Annotated in this window: 25 protein-coding genes; all 25 read right to left on the minus strand. The window is 40.9% G+C overall.

The window, feature by feature from the left end:
* Positions 1 to 5: 5 nt before the first annotated feature.
* The 25 genes from ABEQ74_RS06675 to ABEQ74_RS06795 all read right to left on the minus strand — a co-directional run bounded on the left by ABEQ74_RS06675 (position 6) and on the right by ABEQ74_RS06795 (position 19,948).
* The gene (locus tag ABEQ74_RS06675; protein ID WP_430120652.1) at positions 6 to 1,742 is read right to left on the minus strand and encodes a sensor histidine kinase; all 1,737 of its coding nucleotides are present in this window, start codon (positions 1,740 to 1,742) and stop codon (positions 6 to 8) included.
* Between the two features lie 144 nt (positions 1,743 to 1,886).
* A complete protein-coding gene (locus tag ABEQ74_RS06680; protein ID WP_430120654.1) occupies positions 1,887 to 3,554 on the minus strand; it encodes a DUF4091 domain-containing protein in 1,668 nt (555 codons plus the stop codon).
* Between the two features lie 127 nt (positions 3,555 to 3,681).
* Positions 3,682 to 4,641 (minus strand): metallophosphoesterase family protein, encoded by a 960-nt coding sequence (locus tag ABEQ74_RS06685; RefSeq protein ID WP_430120656.1) that lies wholly within the window; start codon positions 4,639 to 4,641, stop codon positions 3,682 to 3,684.
* A 453-nt stretch (positions 4,642 to 5,094) separates the two neighbouring features.
* The gene (locus tag ABEQ74_RS06690) at positions 5,095 to 5,643 is read right to left on the minus strand and encodes a GrpB family protein (protein WP_430120658.1); all 549 of its coding nucleotides are present in this window, start codon (positions 5,641 to 5,643) and stop codon (positions 5,095 to 5,097) included.
* Between the two features lie 242 nt (positions 5,644 to 5,885).
* A complete protein-coding gene (locus ABEQ74_RS06695) occupies positions 5,886 to 6,251 on the minus strand; it encodes a DUF4180 domain-containing protein (protein WP_430120660.1) in 366 nt (121 codons plus the stop codon).
* A gap of 86 nt (positions 6,252 to 6,337) precedes the next feature.
* The gene (locus ABEQ74_RS06700; protein WP_430120662.1) at positions 6,338 to 6,868 is read right to left on the minus strand and encodes a GNAT family N-acetyltransferase; all 531 of its coding nucleotides are present in this window, start codon (positions 6,866 to 6,868) and stop codon (positions 6,338 to 6,340) included.
* A gap of 58 nt (positions 6,869 to 6,926) precedes the next feature.
* Entirely contained in the window at positions 6,927 to 7,649 is a 723-nt protein-coding gene (locus ABEQ74_RS06705) for a hypothetical protein (protein WP_430120664.1), read from the minus strand.
* Between the two features lie 43 nt (positions 7,650 to 7,692).
* Entirely contained in the window at positions 7,693 to 8,241 is a 549-nt protein-coding gene (locus ABEQ74_RS06710) for a GNAT family N-acetyltransferase (RefSeq protein ID WP_430120666.1), read from the minus strand.
* 33 nt (positions 8,242 to 8,274) lie between these two features.
* Positions 8,275 to 8,568, minus strand: a complete 294-nt coding sequence (locus ABEQ74_RS06715; RefSeq protein WP_430120668.1) for an RNA polymerase alpha subunit C-terminal domain-containing protein — start codon at positions 8,566 to 8,568, stop codon at positions 8,275 to 8,277.
* Between the two features lie 40 nt (positions 8,569 to 8,608).
* The gene (locus ABEQ74_RS06720; protein WP_430120670.1) at positions 8,609 to 9,049 is read right to left on the minus strand and encodes a GNAT family N-acetyltransferase; all 441 of its coding nucleotides are present in this window, start codon (positions 9,047 to 9,049) and stop codon (positions 8,609 to 8,611) included.
* Positions 9,050 to 9,088: 39 nt separating this feature from the next.
* Complete coding sequence (locus ABEQ74_RS06725; protein WP_430120672.1) at positions 9,089 to 9,589, minus strand: DUF6985 domain-containing protein; 501 nt, start codon at positions 9,587 to 9,589, stop codon at positions 9,089 to 9,091.
* A 205-nt stretch (positions 9,590 to 9,794) separates the two neighbouring features.
* A complete protein-coding gene (locus ABEQ74_RS06730; protein WP_430120674.1) occupies positions 9,795 to 10,283 on the minus strand; it encodes a DUF2569 family protein in 489 nt (162 codons plus the stop codon).
* 130 nt (positions 10,284 to 10,413) lie between these two features.
* Positions 10,414 to 10,641 carry a uracil-DNA glycosylase family protein gene (locus ABEQ74_RS06735; RefSeq protein WP_430120676.1) on the minus strand — a complete coding sequence of 76 codons (228 nt, stop codon included), beginning with the start codon at positions 10,639 to 10,641 and terminating at the stop codon, positions 10,414 to 10,416.
* 38 nt (positions 10,642 to 10,679) lie between these two features.
* The gene (locus ABEQ74_RS06740) at positions 10,680 to 10,988 is read right to left on the minus strand and encodes a uracil-DNA glycosylase family protein (RefSeq protein ID WP_430120678.1); all 309 of its coding nucleotides are present in this window, start codon (positions 10,986 to 10,988) and stop codon (positions 10,680 to 10,682) included.
* A gap of 57 nt (positions 10,989 to 11,045) precedes the next feature.
* Positions 11,046 to 11,417, minus strand: coding sequence for a hypothetical protein (locus ABEQ74_RS06745; RefSeq protein WP_430120680.1), 372 nt, complete (start codon positions 11,415 to 11,417; stop codon positions 11,046 to 11,048).
* A 273-nt stretch (positions 11,418 to 11,690) separates the two neighbouring features.
* Positions 11,691 to 11,957 (minus strand): protein tyrosine phosphatase, encoded by a 267-nt coding sequence (locus tag ABEQ74_RS06750; protein ID WP_430120955.1) that lies wholly within the window; start codon positions 11,955 to 11,957, stop codon positions 11,691 to 11,693.
* Between the two features lie 167 nt (positions 11,958 to 12,124).
* Complete coding sequence (locus ABEQ74_RS06755) at positions 12,125 to 12,445, minus strand: hypothetical protein (protein ID WP_430120682.1); 321 nt, start codon at positions 12,443 to 12,445, stop codon at positions 12,125 to 12,127.
* Positions 12,446 to 12,541: 96 nt separating this feature from the next.
* Positions 12,542 to 13,051 (minus strand): N-acetyltransferase family protein, encoded by a 510-nt coding sequence (locus ABEQ74_RS06760; RefSeq protein WP_430120684.1) that lies wholly within the window; start codon positions 13,049 to 13,051, stop codon positions 12,542 to 12,544.
* 114 nt (positions 13,052 to 13,165) lie between these two features.
* Positions 13,166 to 13,588: a VOC family protein gene (locus ABEQ74_RS06765; RefSeq protein ID WP_430120686.1), complete on the minus strand. Its 423-nt coding sequence runs from the start codon at positions 13,586 to 13,588 to the stop codon at positions 13,166 to 13,168.
* Positions 13,589 to 13,632: 44 nt separating this feature from the next.
* Positions 13,633 to 14,058 (minus strand): hypothetical protein, encoded by a 426-nt coding sequence (locus ABEQ74_RS06770; protein WP_430120688.1) that lies wholly within the window; start codon positions 14,056 to 14,058, stop codon positions 13,633 to 13,635.
* Between the two features lie 101 nt (positions 14,059 to 14,159).
* Positions 14,160 to 14,663 carry a DinB family protein gene (locus ABEQ74_RS06775; RefSeq protein ID WP_430120690.1) on the minus strand — a complete coding sequence of 168 codons (504 nt, stop codon included), beginning with the start codon at positions 14,661 to 14,663 and terminating at the stop codon, positions 14,160 to 14,162.
* A gap of 150 nt (positions 14,664 to 14,813) precedes the next feature.
* A complete protein-coding gene (locus ABEQ74_RS06780; RefSeq protein WP_430120692.1) occupies positions 14,814 to 15,869 on the minus strand; it encodes an ankyrin repeat domain-containing protein in 1,056 nt (351 codons plus the stop codon).
* Between the two features lie 166 nt (positions 15,870 to 16,035).
* Entirely contained in the window at positions 16,036 to 17,586 is a 1,551-nt protein-coding gene (locus tag ABEQ74_RS06785; RefSeq protein WP_430120694.1) for a hydantoinase/oxoprolinase N-terminal domain-containing protein, read from the minus strand.
* Positions 17,579 to 18,682: a DUF917 domain-containing protein gene (locus ABEQ74_RS06790; protein WP_430120696.1), complete on the minus strand. Its 1,104-nt coding sequence runs from the start codon at positions 18,680 to 18,682 to the stop codon at positions 17,579 to 17,581. The genes ABEQ74_RS06785 and ABEQ74_RS06790 overlap by 8 nt, the downstream gene beginning before the upstream one ends.
* Positions 18,683 to 19,948, minus strand: a complete 1,266-nt coding sequence (locus ABEQ74_RS06795) for a cytosine permease (RefSeq protein ID WP_430120698.1) — start codon at positions 19,946 to 19,948, stop codon at positions 18,683 to 18,685. It abuts the gene before it with no gap.
* Between the last annotated feature and the right edge of the window lie 8 nt (positions 19,949 to 19,956).

Here is a 19,956-nt window from a genome sequence, read left to right on the forward strand (position 1 = left end):
AGTTTTCATCCTCGCTCCTGTAATTTTATGATGAGTACTGCCTTTAACCCTCCGTATTGACTTCGGGATACGAACAAGCCGCTGCCTGGCCCATATTTTAATTGGAGTCTGTTATTTACATTGATTAGTCCTGTCTTCTCAACATGCTTCAAGCCCATGGCAAGCTTTCTCTGCAGTGCCTCTATATCCTCATCTGTTAAAAGAGTGCCATTATCTTCGACCGTGATCCGAATCGTGTCTTGCCCGCATTCAGCGCTGATATAGACAACCCCACGCTGGGTACCATCCTCAAATGCGTGTTCAAATACATTCTCCACGATCGGTTGAATAATCAATCTCGGTACTAATACCGTGTTCAACGAATCTGAAACTTCCTCGTATTCATATGAAATCCGGTTGGAGAAGCGTATACACTGAATCTCGCAATAATCCAATGCATGTTGATATTCTTTAAATAACGGAACCTCATCTGAGCCGCTTCTCGTAATGTACTGATAATAGTTTCCCAGCTTCTGTGAAAGCTCGGCTGCACTGTCTGCATCCCCCACTTTACACATCATATAAATATTGAAGAAGCTGTTATACAGAAAATGCGGATTGATCTGCGATTGCAGCTGCTTTAATTCCGAATGCTGAAGCGCTATTTTCTGTTCATAATTTTCTTCAATCGAATGCTTCAGCCTGGAAACCATCCGATTAAAGCTTTGGAATATGTAAGAGAACTCGTCCCTTCTCTTTGGTTCAGCCACCAGATCAAGATTATCTGTCTCAACCGTGCGGAAGGTCCTGACTAGCTTAGACAGAGGTCTGTGAATCATTAAATTAAGCGAATAAGAATAAAGAATCATTACTGCAATGGCGATAAAAAACGAGATATAGAGAAGGGTATTAAACTGGCTTAAAGGACGTATGATTTCGTTCTCGTTCACGTACATAATCAAAGAAAGATTTAAGGAACTGATGAAGTTATGGGCAATAAAGTAACTTTTGCCGTTTATTTTATTGATCTCGGGAATGTCCGAATAATTCGGGTCATGTTCTGAAATTAGCTTAAGAACTGCCGAAGAAACGATGCGGTCCTCCGAAGTCGAAAGGACATTTCCCAGATCACTGCTCCCGAGAAAGACCTCTGAACCCTGATAAAGACTCGAAATTTGATTTAATGCCTCCAATAGCTTATCCCTGGAGATTTCGATATACGACCATAACTCCCCGTTCCCTCCGGTTTCAATAAGATAAATTGAATTTCCATCCCTGTAGAAGGAGGGCTTCTCCTTCGTATTAAGCAATGAGGCAATGGTTTCGAATTCCGTATTGGGTGTGGCCGTAATCCCTGTTTTGCCCGAGATGGTTTTTTTCAGAGATTTAACGTATACCCCCGCATTGACTACATAATCACTTGAGTCAATCATTTGATTCAACAGATAATAAGCGTTATCAATCATTTCTATCTGATCGAATCCCTCCAGACTGCCGCCCCGAAAGCTTAGTTTCTGGATATTCTTATCTTCTTGAAATTGCAATTGCTGATTGCGTATGAAATAAATCTCTTTATCCAATTGTTTGGAATAGAAAGATGCCCCTGCCAGAGAAGAATCCAGGATTGCGTTTTTGGTAAACGACATCCCTTTATAATTCACCCAAATATTTACCGAGATCAGCGGGATCAGCATGACGATAAACACAATAACGACTTTCTGATAGACAAACCATTTTACCTTCCCTGTATCTCGAAGCTTCATGTTCTCCCCCCTAATTGCTAGCTCTTACTTCCTCTCTATTTCAAAGCCTTAAGGAAAAATAAAAAACACGTGACCTGCCTGGATTTCCCCTGCAAAATCATCGTGCTTTTTGGCTTGCTCCAGTTAATGGAGCTGTCTTCCAGGTTAGCCGTTAAAGTTATTATTAATCACAGTATTGATGTGTTCGCGTTTGCGGATATACCACTCCGAGTTACGCGGATAAACGGTTAACGATATCTCTTCCTGGAGATCTTCTTCTAATAGGGCAATGACTCCTTCACGGCCCAGCTTTGTCTCCAACAACTCAAGGGCTCGCAAGTCCTGGAGCGCTTCGGTTAGCACTTCCAGACGGATCGATTCAATCGGTCCTTCATCACCCGGATACACCAGGAACGGATCACCTGCCGGAAATCCCCCTCCTGCATCCGTAACCTGGAACGGGTTAATGGGGTATTTGGAAAACTGCGAATACCAAAAATTATATCCCCAATGTAAAAAGCCTTTTAAATTCAGTTTATAAAGCTGGATGCCCAGCGCACGATTGAGCGCGGATGGCATATGGAAGAAGCGGTTAGACACTTTCTTATACTGTGCACAGCAATAATAAGTCCATAACCCCTCCACTCCGTGGTCTAGAAACGGCTGGATATCGTTGCTGGCGGGGATCGGATGTTCGATTAACCCGCTTCGATAAAAATCGTAATCCGATAGCGCATCAATAATAGGAAAATCCTTCAAGATAGGCTTAACTAGCTCACTAGCTGCGCGATAAATGTCCAAATCCCCGATACCTGGTTCATCAGACAGATGGAAAAACACACGCTCCCGAAGTTCATGGTCATCGATAAACCGAATTAACGCATGCAGAAATGAAGTGATAAATGCGGTATATTCCGGATCCCGTGAATCGGTATCCCATCCATAAAGCTGCTTGAATTGTCCGTCTACGGTCGCCATAATCTTTGGAGCATGCTTCGCCCCCCATTGCGTAAACAAATGTGAGAACTCCACATATTTCACGCCGCAGCGATTGCATAAATCTACCCAGCGTTCCAACCGGTCAAATGAAAAATGATAGTTTCCGGATGACAACTCTACATCCACAAGCTGAACCGTCGGACGCTCCCCTCCAATTTCCGTATCCAGAGGCGGCGTAAACAACGGTGTCAAAATCATATTCATTCCGTGGTTGACAGCTGTTCGTATGTACTGTTCAATCCGTTCCCAGTGCGGCTCACTAAACACATCCACCCCGTAGTGTGTCGACAAGCAGTCCACATGAAACCACTCCGTATGTATCAATGTCTGTTCCGGTAGCGCAGCCGCGATCACTTCCAGTTTAAATGTTTCTAGGGCCAATGAGTTTCCTTGACTGTCGGTGATCTTCACCGCGATATCAAAAGCTCCTGCTGCAGCATCAACGGGAATATCCACGGAAACCCATATGGACCGCCATTGATGCGGATAGCCGGTCAGTCCTCTTTCATTATTCAGCGGAACGAGTGGATCGGGATATAATCCCGGCGTCGTTCGCAGCACGAACTCGTCGGCATCATGATAGTTGATAAACTCTGCAGGGGCCAGTTCCACCGTACGAAGAGAGATAAACGCCTGAAGCTCTGACTCCACATGGACCTGTAGCGATCTCATATGAACTTGAGTGCGATAAGCCACCTGAAATGAATAGGTTTCTCCACGCAAACAGGAACCTGAAGCTTGAGGCGGTGCCTCTAATTCTTCATCCGCAAACACTTTTATCAATGAACTGACGATTCTCGTTTCCAATGGATCTGCCAATGGTTTTGTCTGCAATTAAATCTCCTCCATAAGTACGAATAGTAAACTAGTATTCATTAGGTGTGTCCCCATCCACCACCAGCCCAGAGTCAACCCATAACGAGGAAGAAGAGCCGAGCCAGCTAACGAGACTGTCCGTTCTTTAAATATCAGGCGAATGGACCGGCAATTCTGCAATTCGTCCATCATTTTGACGAATCCAGGTCTCGAATTGCCGCTCCCCTGCCTTTAACCGAATGACTCTTGCGCCTGTCGGGAATTTATCTTTACGTATGCTGCCCTCATAACTAACATAACGCGTTGAACGACCATAGCATAGACGTATGCCGTGCAGTGTGCCACAGTAATCATTCGCATGATCATGACCAACGAATGTGCCCATGACATCGCCCATTTCCAGCATGGCAGCAAAAAAGCCCGAATTTACCTGCGGAGAACTAATCCCTTCATAGCAGTGGCCTTCACATACTTCTGTCTTCCACACTTCTGCATACTCGGGCAGAGGAATATGGAAAAACGCCAGCGCGGGCAGAGATGTTCCGCTATTTTGCTCGGCTAACTTCCGGGATTCGGACACATACCACTCGATCTGATCACGACGAATCCAGTCATAGCCTCCAACCGCTTCAATGGGGGAGTAATCGCCGCTATCGAGGAAAAATAATGCAGCCGCCGGCTTCCCAGACAAATCTTCTACCGTCAGCACATAATTCCCCGCTCCGCTCACCCCCGGAGGATCTTCTTTTGCAACGCAATAGGAATGAAGCAGCTGCTCCTCATGCACTTTCTTGCGAGGTATGCGCCCTTCTGAATCATGGTTGCCAAACACCGCCGCCCAGGGCACCCGCTTTTCTTCCGCGACAGCGACCGCACTGCGTAACGATTGAAGTGGATCTTTGCTCCTTGCACTTGCCGTCAAATCACCAGCAAAAACAACAAGATCCGGCTGCTCAAGCGAAATAATCCTCTCCATGGTCGCCTTCGTTATCGAATCAAGAAGCGGCGTCTCCGGATCATGATCCTCATCGTCAATAAACTCCATATCCGAAAACTGTACAATGACAAATGTTCCGTCATCACGAAATTTCAGCTTGTTTTCCAAAGTTATTCGCACCTCTTTCACAGAATCTTTCCAATCCCCTGAGCAAAATAGACGTAGCAAAGAACGGCAGCACAATCCCTAACACTGAGATCTATCGCTGATTTATGGATCTAGACGCTCGTCATTAAATCAACGATGAAGCCATCATTAGTAACACAAATACTGAAGAATTGAAAGCGTATTCAATAGTGTAATGCAGAAAATCTATTTTGTGTTGAGTGATATGATTTCATATTTGGTTGTGTGTTTTCGTGTGGTTTTCTGTTGTTGTTAGGCTAGTTTATATTTGAAGTCTTTGATTGTCAATCCACTAAATATCACAGTTTTTGTTTTTGTTTGCGTTTAACCATTCTATTGACGAAAGAAACGGCAAGATATGCAATCAGATTGCAACAATTATATATTCACTTGTTATATCCTAATACTTTACCTCTAATTTCTGATATATAGTTATCAGTTGTCTTTGCATCCTTCAACAAACGTTCTCAATTCCTTATCCGTATTAGCCCTATTAATTATTCCTTTAATAAAATCAGCCTTACCATCCGTATATCCCACTCTATCATGTTTAAATTGTTCTGCGAGTTTCTTTTTAAGAGTATAATACTCATTCTTTATTTCAGGATTTTTCTTTAAAAACTCTCTAAATAATATGTTATCGTTCCAATTCTTTTCCTGATATTTATAAACATGTAGATGATGCGTTCCTGCTCTCCACTGTCCTCTTCTAAAAAATAACCGCTCAGGAAATTCTGGTTTGTTGACATACTCATAACCGATGTCGTATAAGTTTCTTATACAAGTTTCGTCAATTAATTCTAGACTAGAAACTCCGGCCATAATGTCAATTATCGGCTTTGAACCCAGCCCCTGAATAGAAGTACTCCCTATATGTTCGATAACCACTTGAAGATCACTTAAGGCTTTAATTATTTTTATCTTTTCCTCTTCAAACTCATGGCTCCAATTTGGATTGTATTCTTCCACAATGACTTCTTCCATTCTCTTCAACTCCAACTTTCTTGAATTTGTTGACCCTGTTACAACTTTTCCTGATCAAGTATTTGTATTCACCAAATAACCCTGCCCTAGATAACTCTTATCTAAAGCAGGGTCACTGTCACCGGAAGCGGATTTTGGATAAAATGGGTAAGGTCTTATATTGCAATGGTTTCCTCACTGGCTTATGCACACTAGCGCTTGTCCGGCAGGCTTAACCAGTGCAAGGTTGTCGTATTATGAACTTAAACCCTGCTTAATTTTTCACTAGCCTCGTCCTCATTAGACAAGAAAAATATATCCTTTCCCTTATTGCTTTCATATATAAAATCCTTCAAGCTTGTACTTGTATAACTTGAGAAATCACCAATTATCGCAATTTTTGTTTGATAATTAATGAACTTTTGAAGGATTTCTCCAGCAAGGCGCGTTTTTAAGTCGAAAAAATCTTCACATATTGCTAATTTGTCTAACACGATTCGATTGCAGCCTACTTCATAACTAACAGACGCCATTAGATCCAAAGCTGACTGGACATCGGTAATAAGTACGTCATTGCTTGTAACAACGGCAATCTCTATTCCATTCTGTTCAATTTTTCTTATATTCATAGTCGTCCTCCAATTGATATTAATTTAGCAAGTGTATTTTTGGCTTAGATCACCATTCACTTTTCGGCATAGAAACCGTGTTAAGTTTAGTTCCAATTCTCCTTCACTAACCTCATCTCAATATTATTCCATTGACGTCCCGTTTTATCTTGATACACATTCTCCAAATGATTCATCTTCTTAAAACCAATACTCTCATAACATCTTATCGCCGATTCATTAATATCAAAAACGTTCAAATTTATTGCCTTTAATCCAAACTGTTTAAATCCAATCTCTACGATTTCTTTTAATGCCTTTCTTCCAATTCCTCTTCCCTGATTTTGCGTTTCGCCAATTAAAAATCTTCCAATCACAGCTTCTTCAAGTTCTTTATTAAACCTACATAATTGTATGGTCCCGACAAATCGACTTCCTTCCTTGATCTTATAAATAAATACATCAGACTCTATAGAATTGATTCCTTTACTATAATGCTCTTTCATCTGTTCTACAGTTAGCGGGTAAGTATATGTTAAACCAGCCCACTGTACAATGAAATCTTCATCTTGTTGATTTATCCATTCTATTATCGTCGTAAAATCTTGTTCGGATAAGGTTTCTAGATAAATCTTCATTGGACCGTACCTCCAAAACAGCAGCACCTTTAATTTTTGTGTTCACGACCACTTTCAATTACTGTTCATATAAGTTTATATTTTCGGGATTAAAATCTTTTAGTTTTATGAGCTCTTTCTTTCCTTTATTTCCATGAGTTGTTTTTTGCTTGCCACTTTCATCGGTCTTTTTAATAATATAATCCCCGGTTAAAAAGTTATAATCTTGTTCATTAGCTTCTTCCTCCGTTGCGCTACCAGTAAAGTATTCGCCTGTCGTTGCTCCAATTAAATACCAATCATTATCTTGATATCTAAATCGATAGGTATTAAACCATCTCCAGTTACTTCCACCGTAATGACTAACAACCAATGATCCACGATCAATGGATATCGAATCAAATGGGTCTCCCCAGACCCCTCCTTCGTCTGCCTTCAGTATGACATGGTCAGCTATAATGGAAAGCCTGTAGTTATTGTCTTCATTTCCGAATGCAATTAAGAGTGCTCTTTGTGGAGCCTCATCCGTTTGGGATTTAATTTCTTCTATTACAGCTCCTACGTCATTAAATCCGTCCTTATTTAAATCTCCTTCAACTAATGTTTGTTTCTCTTCTTTATTCAATACTTTCCATCCCGAAGGGATCAAGGAATAAATATCATTCGTTTCTTTTGGAATACCTTCTGCATCAGTAACTACAGAATCTGGGTTTGGATTGGGATTTGAGTTGCTAACAGTTTTACAAGAAGAAATAGATAACAATAGACAAGTTGCCAATAGAATGTATGCTAATTTCCTCATGATGACTCCTCATTAATATAGATTTATGTATCATATACCATTTCTATTTGGAACATTTAGGTTGCTTCCTATATTCATGTTTCAAAATACTCATCAGTATTCGATCGACATATTGACCATTTTTATAGACTTCATCTCTTAATATGCCATCCTTGTTGAAACCAGATTTTTCATAAGTTCGAATAGCACCAGGATTATCAGCATCCACCGTCAAATACACTTTATGAAGATTTAAACGCTCAAACGCAAAATCTAGTACGACACCTGTCACTTCTGTAGCATAACCTTTTCCCCATACCTTTTTGTCCCCAATCCAAATGCCAAATTCAGCGTGCTTGGACCAAGGATGGATGTTAAACAACTGGGTATTACCAATCGGAATGCCGTCTTCTCTTATTATAGTAAAATAGGCAGCCGATTGATCTGCTTGCGCGTACCTTCTTGTACGTTCTCTGACCACTTCAGGTGTTAAGGGCATACCACTTCCAGAGGGTAACGTTTGGTTAACTACAGGATCGATCAGCCATTCATATCGCAGTTCCCAATCTTCCTCGATCACAGGCCTTAATGTCACTCGTTTTCCGTATAACATATTTTCCTCCGTATACCTCATTAGTACTTATTATTAATCTTTGAATATTAACCCTATTTCCTCCAAAGCCGTCCTTAGTTTAGGTAAAGATGCAGGCCCCATACCGTGGAATTGCAAAATCTCCTTTTCGCTATATTTCGAGAGGGTTTGCAAAGTGGTTATCCCGTTGTTTTCCAATGCCCGTCTTGCTGGTGCCGAAAGAAGTGAAAGAAATCCGCTATCGGGTTTGCTTTCTTGCTCACAGATCGGGCAGGTCGGACAATCACTGCTTTTATAAAATTTGTGACCTAAGCTGCAAGTTCTTAATTCTTTATTCGAAGTTGCCATTTTAACTATTCACCTTCTTTTTAAATTAGGAGTCAACTTACTATGATTTATAATTTGACTTCATTGTCTTTTTTAAATAAACTGCCGACTCATCATAACCAATGGACTTATAAAATCCGCTAGCTCTTCTTGTAGCAAGTGCAACAAGTTTTGAACCACGTTCTTGAGCTTTCTCTTCAATTATATCCATCAAATTCTTTCCTATCTTCATTCCTCTAAATTCATCAAGAATTATCAACTCTTCCACCCAACTTATCAAACCATTTGCATAAAAAGTTGAGTGGTGAAATGCCAATACATACCCTATTACTCTTGAATTCTTTTCTGCTATTACTAAGTCGGCATTTTCATCACGCAAGATTTCTGCATAAACCCTTGAAAAATCAGCCTTATTAAGGATATAACTTGTCGCCAGTTTCATCGCTAAAACAAACAATTCCTCTTCATCTTGTAGTTCAGCGTACCGGTAGTTAATATTCACAATTCATCTGCCCTCTCAAACAAATAGTATTGTGGGGATTCAAACTGATTTCTGCTCCCATATTGCAAATTCACCATAACCTAAATATTCACGCACCTCTAGAACTTTACTGTCCCGAATGATAATCTCCATCCCATTTTCAGAGTCCCATTCTGTGCCTCCACTCAGAATTGCACCAAATGTATTATCATTTCTATCGAAAGGATTTCGATAAAGATTAACTTCCCCCACGGACATGAATCCCAAAATGTCCCTACCGTAAGCTTCGGCCAATCCACTAGGGTAGTCGACCGTATCACTGGTCATTTTAATGGTTTTCCATTCACATGCTTTCTTGCATATTTCATTAATGGTTTCAGCCGGTAATTGATTCAAGACATTATGAATATATAACTCTGCTTCCTCCAAACTCATGTCTTCAGTACTGAAGTGATATTCTACAATACATTGAAATAAAGGAAGTAACCCAAAACCAGATATACTGTTTTCATCTAAAGCATCTTCTATTCCAACATTTTTCAAATGAAACCTTTCAGTCACAACTGCCCCTCCTAAATAATTGTATCTTTGTTTAAAAATCATATCCACGTGATCACTCGCGACTGCCGTTAGGTGGTGGCAGGGTTGTCTGCCTGGGCTTACACCCCAATGATACCTCCGTCAAACCGAGGAGTGGCGCCAGACGAGCCAAAGATGAAAACGTTGTTATGCGCAGTTACTATCTTGACCAAGAGTATTTTCAAAATCATTTTATAAATGTTCCTTTGACTCTCTTTGACACAAGCAGATATGGAATGAGAATTGCACTGATAATTAAGCTTCTATATATCACTTTCCGATACGGTGCATTAAATGTTTCAGCGATTTCTGGGGTAGCATAGTTAGCAAATAAATTAAACAAGAAGTAATCCACTATAAGAAACAGACTATAATACCCCAATAAACAAACCATTATCTTCGGGAATTTAACCTTCTTCTTAAAAAAGAAAATTATACTTGAAACCAACAAATAGAATAGAGCAATTATGGAAACAACTTCGAATAATGCAACAAGAATCATACCAGGGTTCATTTGAAGATATAATCCAAGTGCTTTAACATTCGGTAAGATATCTCTTTTAAACTGTGCCAAAAAATAGATCGGTAGAAGCAAAAATAATACCGGTACTACAAACAAGCCCCCGCCGATTTTCCGATATACCTTTCCTTCATTTAGTACTATTTCAGTTTTCACTTCCCGATATCACTCCTATGTTACATGTCCATTTTGTGCTAAAATCCTAATTTTCCCCTCTAACTTCTACTGCCACATCGCGAGCTCGCATCTGATGCTAAGTAATAATAGACATTTTTAATCATAAATTCTATTTGAGCACATTACTGATTAATTCTCTTACTTCTGGCAATCTTTTTTCTTCAAAATTCGGATGATCCTTAAACCACTTTATATTCAACGGAGAAGGATGCGGCAATACTATGGCTGGCTTATCGTTAAGCGAATTACTTGAAAAAACAAGTTCTACGAAATCTCTGTTGGGATATAAAAATTTCGCAGCTTTCGCTCCAATTATTATATTTAGCTTATTTTGCACCAAATCTAGTTCTTGTTTTAACCATTTTTTTGCACAAGCTAAAGGGGGAGGTTGTCTCCTCCTTTATTGTTCTTACTTGGAAAACAATGCGATAGAGATGTAATGTAAAAGTTATCTTCATTGTAAAAGACTTCGTCGGATATTTGATACCATTTGTATTTTAGCTTTGCTCCACTTGGATCATTAAAAGGTCTTTTTGTTATGTGGACATTGTATGAAGGAGCTTGACTGATCTGCATAATTTTAGAATATTGATTTCCATGAATAATTGGAACAGGTGTAAATCCAAACTTATCTTTGCAGTCTTGACATAACAATATTTTTTCTTTTACTTCATTGAAATTCATTATTCTCTCTATCTTTGTGTTACCTACACTGAATTCACTATTGAATCTCTGAACTTCTCAATAATTAAAGGCATCTAAATACCACCATATTACTTTGTGATGTCCAATTAATTTATTTGAGATTTCATCTATGCTTGTAATTGTAGTATCAAAAAAATATGTATTCTCTCGCTGATATAAATGATATGTTCCATCTAGAGGGATCTGGTCCCTAAATTTATAAAGTGCGACTACATACCGATCTTCTACACTTTGATTATCTATTAAATTATTCTTGTAAGCTCTACTAAGACCTAATTCCATTTCTGAGATACGATCATATTCCTTTATTGTAGAAATACTATTACCTATTTGTTTGAACACATGGGGATCATGTTCTTGAGGATACATTGCAATTGAAAGAAACATTGTTAGTAATATGGCTAACATCCATGTGATTATCCTTATAGGTTTCTTTAATGAATATGATTTAGCCATTACAATAAAAATAATCGTAGAATTTATGATAAATATAGCTGGTAATGCAACTATTCTCTCAAGTCCCGTGTATGGAAATAAATATAGTAGTACACATAAAAGAGAAATCGTAGGGATTACCGCAAAAAAATAATATATGAAATTTTAAAAAATTGCTTTCGAGACATACTCCATGGATTTTTTGAAAAGTACATGTCTCATAAACACAATCTAACCTCGGCATCTTTATTCTGGCACTTCAATATATTCTGATACCCTTGACTTCAATAAATCAATTAATTCTTCGTCCATAAATTGATAATCATCTGGGATATCAAGACAGATTAATCGTTTAGTCATTAGACTGATTGGAAATTTATCTTTAAGCCTTCTTGTATGCTTTCTCTCCATTACAAGCTCCGACCATCCAATATGTCCTTCAGTAACCTTAATTCTTGCTCCTTGCTCAGTTCCTGCTGATCTAACTTCATAACCATTGTATCCATTAAAAATCTTCTCAGCAGTTAAGCTACGCCATTTATTTCGACTACAAATAAAAAGTACTTTAGTGTTATGACACCATCCCTATTTATGTATGGTTATTAATATCCTTACTGCCAAAATCGAAGGCATACGCCCGATGCGTGAACATTATGTTAGATTGTGTTGGTGGCTAATTTTTATAACTCGGGATATGCTCTTGAGGCCTCTATCAATTTATCTTCTTCATCGAAAACCATTAATACTCTGTCAATATCACTTATTTCATAGCTTCTAACTACTATAAGCTGTTGCATATGTAAACCAGGTGGATCTATGTTTGGTCTGGACAAGTTATTTAACAGTCTTTCTGGTGTATATAAAATACTCCATCTTTTTGAACCCTCCGTGAAATGCATCGTAATTTCTATCCAATTCCATTCATCTAGATTATTAGCCTCAACATCATCATCGAACTGCCAACTTAAAAGCCTTGGTCTTGAAATTGGATCTTTCCCCATTTTTCTACCTCTCTTTGTAATCAAGTAATTAGATTTATCCTTGTTATATCTTCGAACGTTAGAGGCTTATGTTTTTATCATCATTTTATCCTTAGGCTAAATCTCTTTGTAATAGATTACCGTGTCATCTAGATCCCCGGTTGAAGATTTCGAATACCTCGGTATTCGACCAACTTCTTTATAGTCCATCGACTTGTAGAGTTTATTAGAAGAATCTCCGGCTCTAGTATCTAAAACAAGTAAAGATATCCCTTTGGCTAATGCTTTATTCTCAAGATGCTTCATAAGTAAATATGCAATTCCTTTTCTTCTATAGCCAGGGTGCACCATTAACTTAGCTACTTCTGCCCTGTGGGAGGCATTTGGCTTCATCGCCAATTGTAACTGCACCGTTCCTACAACGAGCCCATTACATTGCGCAATCCAAAGTGTTACCCCTGGTTGTAAAGCATCTTTCCAGTATTGAGTTGCTTTCTCTTTACTAAGAGGCGATAAAAATCCAACTGAGGCACCGTCATCTACTACGTTGATCAATAAATCAGATAATTTTTCAAGCATTATGGGCTCGATTAAATCAAGCTCATGAATAGTTATTGCATCACTCATAGTCTCATCCCTTCATTTTTGAATTGCATCTATCATCAAACGTTTTTATATTCAAGACGCCCACCGACTTAAGGCTCTACCTGAAGCCAGCAACGGTGCGGTTTGTCGTTGTGATTATTCTTTAATATCCCATTGAGGATTCCATACTACTTCCCACAAATGTCCGTCTGGATCTTGAAAATAACCCGAATAGCCACCCCAAAATGTGCTGTGGGCCGGTACTGTGATTGTCGCACCAGCTTTTTTAGCATGTTCCATTACTAAATCAACTTCTTCTTTGGTTCCTACATTATGACCTATCGTGAATTCCGTAGGACTAGTCATAGTTTGATTAAGTTTAGTATCAAACGCAATATCTCTACGTTTCCAAATCGCCATGCGTAATCCTTCCTGTAAATCGAAGAACGCAACAGCACCATGTTCAAATTCTGTACCCACGATGCCTTCTGTCGGAAAACCAAGTCCATCTCGATAAAACTTCAATGCTCTTTCTAAATCATCTACACCCAAAGTTATTACAGTAATTCTTGGCTTCATAAATTACCTCCCGCTTTATAATTGAATTTCTAATTCCAATAATACTAAGCTAAACTATTTCTCTTCTTCCAGCTTTCGATTTGCTTTTTAAACTCCAATGAATTAAATAAGCATTCCACTTTGTCTACCTGACTAACATCTATTTCATCTGATTTGATTGCACTAATTACCCTGCTTTCTAATGCAAGATAATGTTCCATTTTATAAATATTAATTAGTTGATCAAGCATCTCATCAGACCAAGATAATTTATAAAAATGAAACCAAATGATATGCTCCTTTACACTAGAAGCAATATTGATTTTGTCCTTTTGTTCAGTAATTACTTCAATTGTTCTTTCATTCAATAAGCTATGTAATTCATGTTGAGCACTAATGTCCAATATATTAATTAGTTTTTCTATCTCTTTATAATCCTGTTGAATTGCTGCAGTATCAATCATTTTAATTACCGAACTAATGTCTGACATTCAGGTTCACCTTCAATTCCGCACTATTCCCCGTCAGGTTAAATGCTTTATACACTGTTATATGATGTATCGGCCTTCTTCGAATATACAAAGAGCCATTCTTAAAATTCATCCTTTATCTCATTAATTTGCTTAATATGTCTTTGTTCATGCAAGTACAGTGATCTAACCCATTCAATTAATAGCATTTCTTTAAAGACTGGGTGTGTAAAATGTCTTCTACTCAGAATCGAAGGATCTTCTAGTGTGTTTAATATTTCGTTTAACTTCTCCCTCGAGTTATTTAGTTTTTCAATAATTTCTTCATTTTCTAATTTTTCATTAGTTGGTTTAGCAATATCTGGCGCTTCTAACTTATTACTTCTATCTAGTAAGAATTCCAGTGGTTTATGCTCTAGGGATGAATCTTCCTTGCTCTTTAATCCTCTCTTAATCGCTACGACGTATAGTTCCTCTGTTTTAATTAAGTGTTGACACACCTGACTAATACTCCAACTGTGGGGGTCTTTTCGTCGGTTTAATTGATCCCCGTTCAATCCATTAATAATTCCTAGTAATTCATCTCTTGTTTCCTTTAACTTTTGGTTGATTTCCTGAAGTTCCATGTATAACTCCCTTTCTTTTTGTTTTTCGTGGGTATTACATTCTTACTGCTTCGAATTAAAAAATATCCCTTTTCCTTAGCTAGAAAGTGCTTAGAAAAAGGGTCTGTCGCGTAAAAAGATTATTATAATCGTTGATAAGTCGTAAATATGTTATCTCTTATAGTCTGGCTGTTCCATAGTGATAGGATTTGGATTGCTGAGTACCCAAATCACTGCCAGTTCGCACAGTCTCGCAGGTTCATCATTGCCATTTCCACTGTTAAGTTCTTTGGCTAATGCTGCTGCCTCCTGAAGTAAAGGTGGATTTAACGGTGTACCCAAGCTAAAGTAGTGTATCAAACTTTTGAGCATTTTACGAAATTGATTATCCCAGTTGATACCGCCATTATCTAAAATTTCGTATGATACTTTACCGGTAATCCGGATCACCTCACCCTGTACGGTTTTGGCATGGCCTTTTGAAGGCACTAGTAAACTCCAGAGTTCATGATGCTGCGCCTGCCATTCCTCACTTGATACAGTTATTGGAGAGGCCCCGTCAAACGTCTTTCGCTTCTCAACCGGAGGAGCATCAAATAGCTCATATAAACGTAAAAGTGCCTCATCGGTTTGAATTAAATATTCTTTATTAAAACCTTCTCTGTGAAATTCAAAGTTGTTTCCGATTCGCTTAATAGAATCTTTCATTTCCGATGTTACCTCGGTTCCAGCGTTAAGCATCATATCGGCAACTTCCGCCATATTAACAATATCCGCGTTCCTGCACATCGCCAAAGCTTTTTCTAATGGAGTCTGTCCCATCTTATTTTTCGCACTGATATTTGCGCCTCTAGTCACCAACGTGTGAACTGCTTTTGGTTTAAATGATCCTGCTGCAGCAAATAAAGGTGTCTCGTTTTGATAATCAACGGCTTCTATATCTGCACCCAAATCAAGCAGCAACTCCGTATTCCCACACCAGCTCATTGCATGTTTGTGCAGAGGCGTTGCTCCGTAATTGTCTCTAGCATTTATATCAGCACCCTGTTCCACGAGCCAGCGAACCAATTCATCCGGTACTTGATAAAAGCTCAAGGCTGTAGATTTACTGTAACCGCCACGGGCATCCAATTCACATTGAGTAAACACCTCTTTTAATGCAGATATATCTCCTGCTTCAATGAGTTCATCAAAATTTTTCGGTAAGGTTTTTCTCTTCTTGCCCATATGTACTTTCTCTCCTTACGTCAGAGTTAACAAATTTATCCATCACCATATAGACTCTATATTTTACCATCTTATTAATTTTTGTTGGTTCTTACAAGGTTCTTCAGGCCCCACCGATAACAAAAAAAAGCTCCACACAAGCTTGAACTCGTGTGAAGCCTCTCATTTACTTCATGTTTCCTACGACTTTCACTCTCAGTCTTGTCGCATTTCCCGGATGATAAGCCAGCGGGGTTTCTTCCACTTCGACCAGCTCAACCGTCGCCGGATCAGCGCCAGCAAGGACCGCCTGTTTTACGGCTTTTTCCCGTGCATCTTTTAATGATTCCTCACGGGGCTCTGTAGAATAGATGTAAATTTGCTCATATTGTCCGCTGATTTGGGCAATACACGCGCCAATGGCATTAGCCACGCCCCCGTTCTCAGGCTTGATCATATGAGATACTCCGCGAATGGTGTCCGGAATCACGACACTGCCTCCGCCTACCAACACAAGCTCAACATCGCCTGAAGAGGTTTTCATTTTATCAATAGCCTGCTCAACGATGGATGCAATCTCAGCCTGCACCTGTTTAGCAAAGCCTTCATCCAGATGCGCTACAAGGCTCTGATCCCCGACATCCGCAAGACCCAGTCGAACAGCAATGTCCGTTGTTGTGAGCGTATTGCCGCCAAAAACCAGCGCCTCTTCTCGAATCCTGTACCCTACGCTGTCCGGGCCAACCGTAATTTTGCCATTCTCTGAGCGCACGATGCTTCCACCGCCCAGCCCCACGGAGATAATATCCGGCATGCGGAAATTTGTGCGAATATCGCCAACCTCAACTGCAACCGACGATTCCCTCGGGAAGCCGTCCTGCAAAACGCCAATGTCCGATGTTGTGCCTCCCACATCGAGAACCATCGTATCTTTGATCTTCGCCAAGTAAGAAGCACCGCGAATACTGTTTGTCGGTCCGCATGCAATGGTCAGGATCGGAAACTGTTTGGCATAATCAATCGACATTAAGGTACCGTCATTTTGGCATAAGAACACGGCTGCATCCGAGATGCCTTCTTCTTCTAACGCCTGCACAAACCCTTCAGTTGTTGTTTCAATAACCTTGCACAAAGCCGCGTTAAGGATGGTCGCATTTTCTCGTTCAATTAAACCGACCGAACCAATCAATGAAGAACAAGAAACAGGGAACTCTGGTCCGTACATTTGATGGATGAGATCGCGGACTTGGAACTCCTGGTCATTTTTAAGGGATGAAAATACGCCGATGACTGCAATGGATTCAATACTGCCGCGCCACTCCTCCAGAAGAGCTGTAATTTCGGCTTCATCGACTTCTCCAAGCAGTTGGCCATCGTATTCGTATCCGCCATGCACGAGTGCATATTTACCCGACAGTTTCTGAACCATATCCTCAGGCCAGGACGTGTACGGCGTAACGGATGCTGTTGCCGGGTAACCCAGACGAATGACACCGACTTGAGCCAGCTTTTTGCGTTCTACAATGGCATTTGTACACTGTGTTGTGCCTAACATGGCATGCGTGATTTGATTTTTATCAATATTCGCCCCCTGCAGCAGCTGCCGGAGCGAGGTTTCAATCCCTGTGCGAATATCCAGGCTTGTCGGTGATTTCACCGCATGGATCAACTGATGATTCTCGTCCAAAATGATGGCATCCGTGTTGGTGCCGCCTACATCGATCCCAATTCTAAACATTCTCGGTCACCGCCTTTTTCACCAGTTCCTCAATGGGAACATAATCGTAATCATATCCGAAGTATTTTGGCCCTGCCGTCTGGATCCCTTTTTCTGTTCTCCACTTTTCATGAGCAGGCAATCCGATCACCCGAACTCGTTTACCGTATTTCAGACTTTCCGTGGTCACAGGTAACAAGGTTTCGTAATCGACCAGACAGATCAAATCCGGGGTCATCGCTGCCACCTGACCGTTCAGCTCAGCAACCAGGTTTTCATTTTGAAAATGAACCTTCATCTCCCCGGCTTTAAACGCCTCGATACCTTCAAGATGCATGCGGCCGAGATTGAATCCGCCCTTGGTTTCACGGATAACGTCGACGATTTTACCTTGAAAAAGCTCATAGCCGGAAACTAGTTTCAGCAGTTCCTGAAGCTTATCCTTGGCATCCCGGTTCTTCGAGGTAATGATTTCTCCGATCTGCTGGGAGAGGGTCACAATATGATGAACGCCGCTTCTCTTAATTTGTGCGCCCGTTGCCGGATAGAGGCTGACTAATGCACTGGCACCCATTTCGACCGTAGCTACCCTAGCGAGCCGTTCCGTCCATTTGTTATCAATAGTCTCAAAGATGCCGATGTTCCCTTTCTCGTCCGTAATAGCCATCGGTGTTGCAGAAATACCATCCAGGTTAAACGTCACCATTTGCAGCTCGGGGAATGCACGTCCCATACCGTCACAGTCGATCAGAGGCAATCCTAGCTGCGCTGCAACAACGATGGGAATCATGGAATTGACACCCCCCGCTTCCATCGGAAACGTACCGGCGATCTTGTCTTTTCCCAAGTAATTCGCTAACTTTTGAAAAACCTTCACAAACTCATCTCCGCGTGGGAATTTCTCCACTAATACGGAAGGCGCCCCCATCATCGCGGCTGGAATGAAAAAGTCCTCATCTCCAATCTCGTCGACAGAATATAGTTTGACAGGTCCAAACTTCTTAATGGCCGAGAGAGCCATCAATTTTCCGATATAAGGGTCTCCCCCTCCGCCGGTTCCCAGAAATGCTGCCCCGACGGCAATATGTTCAACAGCTATTTGATCTATATATCTCATTTACGATTCCTCCAATATAACAGTCTTCTGAGCCGATAAACGATAGCCGATATAATACACGACAAAAGAAATGACGATCCCGGTTAACGGCTGGTTCGGTAGCTGCGGCAAGCTTGGGAACAAGGACAACACCACAGGTGTGCAGGCAATGACTGCGCCCACAAGCCAGGAGACAACGCCTAACACATTCACGCCTTCAACCTCTTGCCAGCGTCTCTTATCCCCTTTGCCCAGCACCCAATACGAAGCGATCATTACGCCTGCCACCGGCGGAATCATAGCCGACAGAATGGACATGATTGGCGTAAAATAGTTAAGTATACCGACCACAGCCAATAAGGTCCCGATAGTTCCTGCGATGCCGACAGCCCACTTTTCTTTCTCCTTCGAAACGTTGAACACGTTAATTAAGGCAAAACCGCCTGAAATTACATTCACAAGATTCGTCTTCCAGGTAGCCAGAATCAAAATCACACCGCCAATAAACGGTGTCGTGATGCTCAAAAAGGTTGCCGTGATATCGCTGGCTTGGTAAGCAATCGTCAGGACGGCTCCTGCACCGATCATCAGTAGACCTGCCGGAATAATCCCGAAAAGTGCGGCTTTCAGCACATCGGACCGTTTTCTCGAAAATTGCGAATAGTCTCCTGCGATGACTGCCCCCAGCGCAAATGAGCCAAGTGTTACTGCCAGCCCATCGGTAAAATTCATAACAGCCGCAGGTTTATAATTTTGAATGATCTGCAGAGAGTCCCCAGTTAAAGCTTCGATCAGACCATACACGCTGATTCCGATCAATAAAGGAACGGCAATATAACTGATTACCCGCAGCACTTTGACGCCATACATGGCCGAAACCACCATTACGAGACCGCAGATGAGAGATGCCAGCGGCACCGGAAGATGTATGCCGATCTCGGCTAGCAGATTGGCGAGGGCTTCGCCGCACACATTCGCCTGTATTCCGAACCAGCCAAGACACGCAATAGCGAGGATGATTGACAGAATCGTTCGGGAACCTGTTTTGCCAAACACCTGACCCGCAACCTGAACCGTCGGCTTTCCTAAATCCGTGCTTTGAATCCCCTGCAAAATCATGAGTAGTACAATGATGGCATAGCCCGCCAACGTGACGAGCAAAGCCGTGGATAATCCCATGCCTGCTACAAGCGCATTCCCTACCAACAAACTCGGGATGCTAATGACCGCGCCAGCCCAGATGATTCCGAGACTGAACCAGGATTGATATTCTTTAGCGGTTTTCATATGATCCC

The sequence above is a fragment of the Paenibacillus solani genome (assembly GCF_050475945.1).
In the GTDB taxonomy this organism is placed as follows: domain Bacteria; phylum Bacillota; class Bacilli; order Paenibacillales; family Paenibacillaceae; genus Paenibacillus_AQ; species Paenibacillus_AQ solani_A.